The 9,273-nt window shown below is 49.5% G+C and carries 8 protein-coding genes and 1 pseudogene; all 9 read left to right on the top strand.

The window, feature by feature from the left end:
- Window positions 1–112 precede the first annotated feature (112 nt).
- Window positions 113–2,017: pseudogene (gene yicI, locus ACJHYW_RS20935) on the top strand (alpha-xylosidase); the annotation flags it as partial.
- Window positions 2,018–2,311: 294 nt separating this feature from the next.
- Window positions 2,312–3,865, top strand: coding sequence for a BglG family transcription antiterminator (locus ACJHYW_RS20930; protein ID WP_001177977.1), 1,554 nt, complete (start codon window positions 2,312–2,314; stop codon window positions 3,863–3,865).
- Between the two features lie 26 nt (window positions 3,866–3,891).
- Window positions 3,892–4,362, top strand: a complete 471-nt coding sequence (locus ACJHYW_RS20925) for a PTS sugar transporter subunit IIA (protein WP_000355546.1) — start codon at window positions 3,892–3,894, stop codon at window positions 4,360–4,362.
- Window positions 4,363–4,379: 17 nt separating this feature from the next.
- A complete protein-coding gene (locus ACJHYW_RS20920; RefSeq protein ID WP_001028073.1) occupies window positions 4,380–4,694 on the top strand; it encodes a PTS fructose transporter subunit IIB in 315 nt (104 codons plus the stop codon).
- Between the two features lie 24 nt (window positions 4,695–4,718).
- On the top strand, window positions 4,719–5,810 hold the full coding sequence (locus tag ACJHYW_RS20915) for a PTS fructose transporter subunit IIC (RefSeq protein WP_000654324.1): 1,092 nt from the start codon (window positions 4,719–4,721) through the stop codon (window positions 5,808–5,810).
- Window positions 5,811–5,821: 11 nt separating this feature from the next.
- Window positions 5,822–6,673, top strand: a complete 852-nt coding sequence (locus tag ACJHYW_RS20910) for a class II fructose-bisphosphate aldolase (protein ID WP_000457128.1) — start codon at window positions 5,822–5,824, stop codon at window positions 6,671–6,673.
- Between the two features lie 80 nt (window positions 6,674–6,753).
- Window positions 6,754–7,614 (top strand): ketose-bisphosphate aldolase, encoded by an 861-nt coding sequence (locus ACJHYW_RS20905; RefSeq protein WP_000961378.1) that lies wholly within the window; start codon window positions 6,754–6,756, stop codon window positions 7,612–7,614.
- A gap of 47 nt (window positions 7,615–7,661) precedes the next feature.
- Window positions 7,662–8,594, top strand: a complete 933-nt coding sequence (locus ACJHYW_RS20900) for an ROK family protein (protein ID WP_000559089.1) — start codon at window positions 7,662–7,664, stop codon at window positions 8,592–8,594.
- Window positions 8,575–9,255, top strand: coding sequence for a D-lyxose/D-mannose family sugar isomerase (locus ACJHYW_RS20895; RefSeq protein WP_001297961.1), 681 nt, complete (start codon window positions 8,575–8,577; stop codon window positions 9,253–9,255). Before ACJHYW_RS20900 ends, ACJHYW_RS20895 begins: the two co-directional genes overlap by 20 nt.
- Window positions 9,256–9,273 lie beyond the last annotated feature (18 nt).

Below are 9,273 nucleotides of genomic sequence, written 5' to 3'. Positions count from 1 at the left end.
CAGATCAAGAGCCTGTCCAATGTGCATAAAAAAATCCGGAAACAAGTGAGCGTTTCCGGATTCTTACACAGCCACTGGATCGGTCAACTGATCCTTAACTGATCGGCATTACTACGTGCAGGACACGAATAATCAACGAAATTATATGTTTGAGCGGCTGGATCTTGGCGTTGGCGAAACAGTTTACGGTCTGGGAGAGCGCTTTACTGCCCTGGTGCGCAATGGCCAGACGGTAGAGACCTGGAACCGGGACGGCGGCACAAGTACTGAACAGGCGTATAAAAATATTCCGTTCTATATGACTAACCGTGGTTATGGGGTACTGGTCAATCATCCTCAATGCGTCTCTTTTGAAGTGGGATCGGAGAAAGTCTCCAAAGTGCAGTTCAGCGTTGAGAGTGAATATCTCGAATACTTTGTTATCGACGGCCCGACGCCGAAAGCGGTACTTGATAGTTATACCCGTTTTACTGGTCGTCCGGCGCTGCCGCCCGCGTGGTCCTTCGGCCTGTGGCTAACCACTTCATTTACCACCAACTACGACGAAGCGACGGTAAACAGCTTTATCGATGGTATGGCGGAACGCAATCTGCCGCTGCATGTTTTCCACTTTGACTGTTTCTGGATGAAAGCCTTCCAGTGGTGCGATTTTGAGTGGGACCCGCTGACTTTCCCGGACCCGGAAGGGATGATCCGCCGCCTGAAAGCGAAAGGGCTAAAAATCTGCGTCTGGATTAACCCCTATATCGGGCAAAAATCCCCTGTCTTTAAAGAGTTACAAGAGAAAGGTTATTTACTCAAACGCCCGGACGGTTCGCTGTGGCAGTGGGATAAATGGCAGCCAGGTCTGGCGATTTATGACTTTACCAATCCGGATGCCTGCAAATGGTACGCCGACAAACTGAAAGGTCTGGTCGCGATGGGCGTTGATTGCTTTAAGACCGACTTTGGCGAACGTATTCCAACCGATGTTCAATGGTTTGATGGTTCCGATCCGCAGAAAATGCATAACCATTATGCGTACATCTACAACGAACTGGTGTGGAACGTGCTCAAGGAAACCGTTGGCGAGGAAGAAGCCGTCTTGTTTGCCCGCTCGGCCTCCGTCGGTGCGCAGAAATTCCCGGTACATTGGGGTGGCGACTGTTACGCTAACTACGAATCAATGGCGGAAAGCCTGCGCGGTGGTTTGTCTATTGGCCTTTCTGGTTTTGGCTTCTGGAGCCACGATATCGGCGGCTTTGAGAATACCGCTCCGGCGCACGTTTACAAACGCTGGTGCGCGTTTGGTTTGCTCTCCAGCCATAGCCGTTTACACGGCAGCAAATCTTATCGTGTGCCGTGGGCCTATGATGATGAGTCCTGTGATGTGGTGCGCTTCTTCACGCAACTGAAATGCCGCATGATGCCGTATCTGTATCGTGAAGCTGCACGTGCAAACGCCCGGGGTACCCCGATGATGCGGGCCATGATGATGGAGTTCCCGGACGATCCGGCTTGTGATTACCTTGACCGTCAATACATGTTAGGCGATAACGTGATGGTTGCTCCGGTGTTCACTGAAGCGGGCGATGTGCAGTTCTACCTGCCGGAAGGTCGCTGGACACACCTGTGGCACAACGATGAACTCGACGGTAGTCGCTGGCATAAACAGCAGCACGGCTTCCTGAGTCTGCCCGTTTATGTGCGTGATAACACCCTACTGGCGCTGGGCAACAACGAGCAACGTCCCGATTACGCGTGGCACGAAGGCACGGCATTCCAGCTCTTTAATCTGCAAGACGGGCATGAAGCCATCTGTGAAGTGCCCGCTGCCGATGGTTCCGTTCTTTTCACCCTGAAAGCGGCGCGTACTAGCAACACAATTACTGTGACTGGTGCGGGCGTGGCGAAGAACTGGACGCTGTGCTTGCGCAATGTTGTGAAAGTAAATGGTCTGCAAGGCGGTTCGCAGGCTGAAAGTGAGCAGGGGCTGGTGGTGACGCCTCAAGGGAATGCGCTGACAATTACGTTGTAATCTATTGAAGAATGCCGGATACGAATGGTTTTGTGTCGTATCCGGTAAATAATCTCACATCTGGTAATAAATATTTCTTCCATCGTATTTGCGAGCATGATCACGATTATTCATCACGAAAATGTGATCTGTGCTGAAAAATATCCCTTAACCGCCTTGCTTTGTTTTATCACTGTCCGGATTACGGACATATTTTAGTATTGTTGTGAAATTATTCTGCTTTATATTTACCCTCAGAGATGGCAACTGAAGCTCTTCCTCATAGGGCTTCTTAATCTGTGATAAGGGTAAAAAATGCAAATGATTACCTCGCGACAAAACAGATTATTACGATTCCTTTTACCTCGAAGGGAATATACGACTATTGTTACGATTGCCGGCTATTTAAATGTTTCGGAAAAAACCATTCAACGTGATTTACGTTTACTTGAGCAATGGCTGGGGCAATGGAGAATAAATGTTGAGAAGCGTGCTGGCGCGGGTGTGATGTTAAGCGCGGAGAATATTGCTGATTTGCTGCATCTTGATCATTTGTTGGGAGCAGAATGTGAAGAGATTGATGGTGTAATGAATAATGCCAGGCGCGTTAAAATAGCGTCGCAGTTATTAAGTGAAACACCGAATGAAACGTCGATCAGTAAATTGTCAGAACGCTACTTTATCAGCGGAGCCTCTATTGTTAATGACCTGAGAGTAATTGAGTCCTGGCTTGCGCCGTTGGGGTTATCATTGATCCGCAGCCCAAGTGGTACGCATATTGAAGGTAGTGAAGGGCAAGTCCGACAGGCAATGGCATTACTGATTAACGGCATTATTAACCATAATGAGCCGCAAGGTGTCGTGTATTCACGTCTGGATCCCGGAAGTTATAAAGCATTAGTCCATTATTTTGGAGAAGAAGAGGTGTTATTTGTCCAGTCATTGTTACTGGATATGGAAAATGAATTAAGTTGGTCTTTGGGAGAGCCTTATTACGTTAACATTTTTACTCACATCCTTATTATGATGTATCGCAACACGCACGGGAATGCGTTATCCAGAGAAGAAGATCAAACCAGGCAATATGATGAAAATATCTTTAATGTTGCCAGTCAGATGATTCATAAGATAGAACAACGAATTGCACATACATTGCCCGATGATGAAGTCTGGTTTATTTATCAATATATCATTTCATCAGGTGTGGCGATTGATGGACAAAAAGATGTGAGCATTATTTCACATATGCAGGCCAGCAATGAAGCGCGTCTGATTACCTGGCGTTTAATTACGGTATTCAGTGACATCGTGGACTGCGATTTTAGTGAAGACAGCGCATTATATGATGGCTTGTTGGTTCATATTAAGCCGCTGATTAACCGACTAAATTATCGCATTCATATCCGTAATCCATTGCTGGAAGATATTAAAGCAGAATTAGCGGATGTCTGGCGGTTGACGCAATATGTGGTGAATCAGGTATTTAAAACCTGGGGTGAGAATGCAGTGAGCGAGGATGAAGTGGGTTACCTGACCGTTCATTTTCAGGCTGCGATGGAGCGGCAAATTGCCCGTAAACGCGTATTACTGGTCTGTTCAACCGGAATCGGAACTTCGCATCTACTGAAAAGCCGTATTCTGCGAGCGTTTCCTGAATGGACGATTGTTGATGTTATTTCAGCAGCGAATTTATCACAGGTTTTGCCTGACAATATCGAACTGATTATTTCGACCATTAATTTGCCTACAGTCACTATGCCGGTCGCTTATGTTACCGCTTTTTTTAATGATGCCGATATTAAGCGGGTCACTGAAATGGTGATTACGGAAAAATTACATCATGCGACGTCTCGGGTCGTTGAAATTTAATGTCAGAATTTTATGAGGTATGACGAATGGACATAACAAAAATCCTGAATACGAATCGCGTTATTTTAGATATGCAAGCGACGAATAAAGCGGAGGCGATTGAAGAATTAACTAATCTTCTCAAAAAAGATGGTGCGATCGATTGTCGGGAAACCTTTATTAAAGATGTCTGGCAGCGCGAAGCGGAAGGCTCGACTGGTTTTGAAAATCATATTGCGATCCCGCATGGTAAATCTTCTGCGGTAATTAATACTACGCTGGCAATTGGCCGTACCCGCCAGGATATTCCCTGGGAAACGCTGGATGGCAGTAGCGTGCGCTGTATTATTTTATTTGCGGTACGTCTTGAAGATCAAAATACCACTCATATCCGTTTACTTTCCCAGGTCGCGGGCGCGCTGGCGGATGATGACATCATAGAACAATTGTTAGTTGAGACGAGTCCGCAAAAAATCATTGATCTCTTTAGTCAGTATGCACAATCCGATGTCTGCTAAATAACAGGGAGTATGTCATGAATATTGTCTGTGTTGCCGCCTGTACGGCGGGTATTGCTCATACCTATATTGCTCGTGAAAAGTTAATCAAAGGAGCAAAAGCTCTGGGCCATACCATTAAAGTTGAAACCCAGGGAACCATTGGTACAGAAAATGAATTACAGGCGGCAGATATCTCTGCTGCTGACGTCGTGATTCTTGCTGTAGATGTGAAAATAAAAGGAGAAGAACGCTTCACCAATAAACGTATTGTGCGAGTAAAGACAGAGATCGTCATTAAATCGCCCGTTCAATTTCTTGAAAAGGTCGAAAAATCACTGGGAAACAAATGATCCTTATACTGGAGGGATCTTAATATGAAAGACAATAAAATTCCGGTTTCACAGGAAATTAAAAAACATTTATTAACCGGCATCTCGTGGATGATACCCCTTATTGTGGCCGCCGGGATATGTATTGCGTTGGGGCAAGTTCTTGGCGGTACAGATGTTGGTGAAAAAACAGGAACAATCCCGTGGATGCTTAATCAGATTGGCGGCTGGGGAATGGGGCTGATTGTGCCGCTGATTAGCGCGGCAATTGCCTATTCTATTGCCGATCGTCCCGGATTTGCCCCGGGTCTGATTGTCGGCTTTCTCTGTGGGCAAATCCATACCGGATTTATTGGCGGTATGTTGGGTGGTTTCCTGGTGGGCTACACCATTTTGCTACTTAAACGCTATATCCGCCTGCCGCAGTCGATGCAAGGACTCATGCCAATCATGGTGTTGCCGGTATTAAGCACCATTATCGGTGGGCTGTTAATGATGACGCTGATTGGTAAACCCATCGCCTGGTTACAAGAAGCACTGATTCATTTGCTCGAGTCGATGCAGGGCGGATCGCGCTTCCTGATGGGGGCCATACTTGGCGCGATGGCAACCTTCGATTTCGGTGGTCCGGTCAACAAAACCATGTCGCTGTTTTCCGATGGCTTGCTGGTCAGTGGCGTCTACGGACCAGAAGCCGTGAAATTTGTCGGCTCAATCATCCCTCCGTTTGGCATCACACTTTCGTTCTTACTGACACGCCATAAATACACCCGTGCGGAGCGCGAGGCGCTGAAAGCCGCGTTTCCGATGGGGATCTGCATGATCACTGAAGGAGTCATTCCGATCGCCGCGCGTGACCTGCTGCGAGTAGTGGGATCTTGTGTGGTGGCATCGGCGGTCGCGGGCGGCTTAATCATGGTGTGGGGCGTGGAGAGTCCGGTTCCGCATGGCGGCATGTTTGTTGTGCCTCTGTTCACCCATCCTCTGCTGTTTTGCCTGGCGCTGGGTATAGGCACGGTGATTTGTGGCGTGATGCTTTCACTCTGGAAGAAACCGGTAACGGAACGCGACGAAGAGTTTGACGAACTGAGCGATCAAAAGCTGAAAGATGAAGAGATCACTTTCACCCTCGAATAACCGGAGGCCCTATGTTTGCCGATATGAAAAGTATGGTGATGAAAGCCTGGCATGAACATTACGCCTTACTGGCGATCAACTGTATGAATCTGGAAAGTGCTCACGCAGCTATCCGCGTGGCGGAGAAGAATCGCGCTCCGATCATTCTCAATCTCTATCAGGGGCATCTGGCGCATTTTCCAGCACCCGTCGCGGCGGCAGTGGTTAAAACGCTCGCGGAATCTGCCTCAGTACCGGTCGCTCTGGCGCTTGATCATGGCAAAAATCCGGACTGTATTCGTCAGGCGTTTCGTGCTGGTTTCAGCGGATTAATGATTGATGCTTCTGCTTTTCCCCTGGAGGAAAACGTGCGCCAGACCAGGGCGGTGGTGGAACTCGCCGCCAGCGTGCAGCTCTGCGTGGAAGGCGAACTGGGCCATCTGGCAGATGCGCCGCGTTACGACCAGGCCGCCAATGCAGACCTGATGACGCAACCCACTGATGTGGAACCGTTTATCGCGCAGACAGGCATTGATCTACTGGCCGTCTCGGTAGGCACGGCGCACGGCATGTACGCGCCTGGTGTTGTACCTGCTATTGATTTTCAGCGTCTGGCGGAGATTTTCCACTGCTCGAGCGTGCCTCTGGCATTACATGGCGGTAGCGGTACGCCGTTCGATCAGCTCCAGCTCTGTACGACGCTGGGGGTAGCAAAAATCAACGTGGGGGCGGCCATTTTTGAACGGGGGAAATCCGCGCTCCTGCATACCCTCTGTCACGATATATCCATTGAACTGGTGGACGCGCTGAAAGCTATGGAACTGGCCTTCGAAGAAGCGATTACACCGTATTTACAGGCGAGCGGCTCTATCGGCAAAGCCTGATTCATTTTCTGTCATGGCCTTTATGCCAGTGCAATAACGCACCGGCAGGGCGGACTACACGCTGAAACTGGAGATTTAACATGTTAGTTTCGATGAAAGAATTACTGCAACCTACCCGCCAGCACGGCTTTGCCATTGGCGCATTTAATGTGGCGGATAACTGTTTCCTTCGCGCAGTCGTGGATGAAGCAGAAGCGACAAATACTCCGGCGATTATTGCCATCCATCCCAGCGAACATGATTTTGTGGGCGATGCCTTTTTCGCTCACGTTCGCGAAATTACCCAGCGTAGTCCGGTCCCGTTTGTACTGCACCTCGATCATGGTGCCTCTGTAGAGCATGTTTTGCGTGCGATTCGCTGCGGATTTACCTCAGTAATGATCGACGGTTCGCTGCTGCCGTATGAAGAAAACGTGGCGCTGACCGCAGAAGTGGTTCGCCTCGCTCACGCGGTTGGAGTGTCGGTTGAGGGTGAACTGGGAACCATCGGACAAACAGGAACGTCGGTAGAAGGTGGTGTTTCACAAGTGACCTACACAGATCCGGCGCAGGCCGCCGATTTTATTGCTCGTACAGGTGCCGACACTCTGGCTGTGGCGATTGGTACAGCACATGGCATCTATCCAAAAGGGATGCAGCCGAAGCTGCAAATGGACATTTTGCGCGACATTGCCGGACGTATTGATATTCCGCTGGTGCTACACGGTGGTTCGGCAAACCCGGACGCGGAGATTGCTGAATCAGTTACGCTCGGCGTCGGCAAAATCAATATCTCCAGCGATATGAAATACGCCTATTTCCAGAAAGTGCGTGAAATTCTCGCTAAAGAGAGCTGGTGGGACCCGAACGTCATCTATCCGGATGCGATTAACGCGGCGCGGGAAGTCATTCGCCACAAAATGAAACTGTTCGGTTCGCTCGGTAAAGCATCACTGTACTAAGCCAGAAGGGCGGGGTGACCCGCCTTTTACGCAACAAGGAACGAGAAATGCACTATCTGGGGTTGGATATTGGTGGGACCAAAATCGCCGCCGTCGTCATGGATGCGCATGGCTGGGAGATTCGCCGTTACCGCTGCCCGACGCAAAAGTCGACATATCAACAATTTGTCTCATGTGTTGTGGCGCTTATCGAGCAGATTAGGCGGGACGTTCAACGACCGATGCTGACAGGGATCGCCTTACCCGGCAGTATCTCGCCACTCACTGGCCTGATTAAAAACGCGAATATTCAGGTGATTAACGGTCATGCGTTACAGGCTGATTTGCAGCAATTGCTTGGGCAACCGGTGGTGATAGCCAATGATGGTAACTGTTTCGCGCTATCAGAAGCTTGCGACGGTGCCGGGCAAGATTATGACGTGGTATTTGGTATTACGCTTGGTACGGGCTGCGGCGGTGGCATTGCCATCAAGCAACGACCGTTTATAGGGGCCTGGGGAAATGCTGCCGAATGCGGTCATATCACGTTGCCAGGCTATACGGAGCAGGAAGATGGTCCATCAGTCAGTTGCTATTGCGGCAAACACAACTGCGTGGAGTCGTTTGTTTCCGGCAGCGGTTTTAGTGAACGCTATCAACAGATGACTGGTAACTTGCTCACTCCTGCGGCGATTGTCACCCTGGCACAACGTGGTGATGCTGGTGCCATGCAGCAGGTGGCACGTTTTCGCCAACAGCTTGCCCGCACGCTGGCAACCATCGTTAATGTTGTTGACCCTGGCGTGATTGTGATCGGCGGCGGGCTTTCGAATGTGGAACTGCTTATCACCGATCTGAACGCAGAAGTTGCTCCACTGGTTTTCACCGATCAATTCACCACTCCCATTGTAAAAGCACAGCACGGCGACAGTAGCGGAATGCGTGGCGCTGCCTGGCTTGCTATGCGCAACGGAGAAGCCAATGAAACGTTCACAAATTAATTATGTTATTGATAAAGCACATGCCATTGCGCAGACCTTCCGCGTTTGTTTGCCAGAGTTCGCCTATTTTACGGTGGATGACTGGCTGCAGCGGGAACGGGATAACTGGCAAGAAGTGGTCGACTTACAGCTCGGTTGGGATATCACCGATTTTGGTCGTGGTGATTTCAACCAAACGGGACTAACACTGCTAACGATGCGCAACGGCGCGCTGGGGTCGGCGGCATATCCAAAACCGTATGCTGAGAAAATGTTGCAGATCCAACAAGATCAGCAGACTCCCTGGCATTTTCACACCCACAAAATGGAAGATATCCTCAATCGGGGCGGTGGAGACTTATGCATGCAGTTGGCCTGGGCCAACGAAGCCAATCTCTGTGATGATCAACGAGTCATTACCGTGAGTGTTGATGGTCAGCGGCGTACCATGAAACCTGGTGAAACGCTGGTGCTAAAGCCGGGGCAGGGCATTTGCCTGCCGCCGCGTCTGTATCATCGCTTCTGGGCGGAAAAAGCGTTTGTTCTCGGCTGGGAAATTTCGATGGTAAATGATGACCAACACGATAATTATTTTCTTGAGCCGGGAGGACGTTTTCCGGCGATAGAAGAAGATGAACCGGTGAAATGGTTATTGTGCAGTGAGTATGGAATTTTGCGCTAATAACGGGGAACGCTAGCG

This window comes from Escherichia sp. WS3063, from assembly GCF_046486595.1.
Classification (GTDB): Bacteria; Pseudomonadota; Gammaproteobacteria; order Enterobacterales; family Enterobacteriaceae; genus Escherichia; species Escherichia coli.
This window is presented reverse-complemented; position numbering and strand designations above follow the sequence as displayed.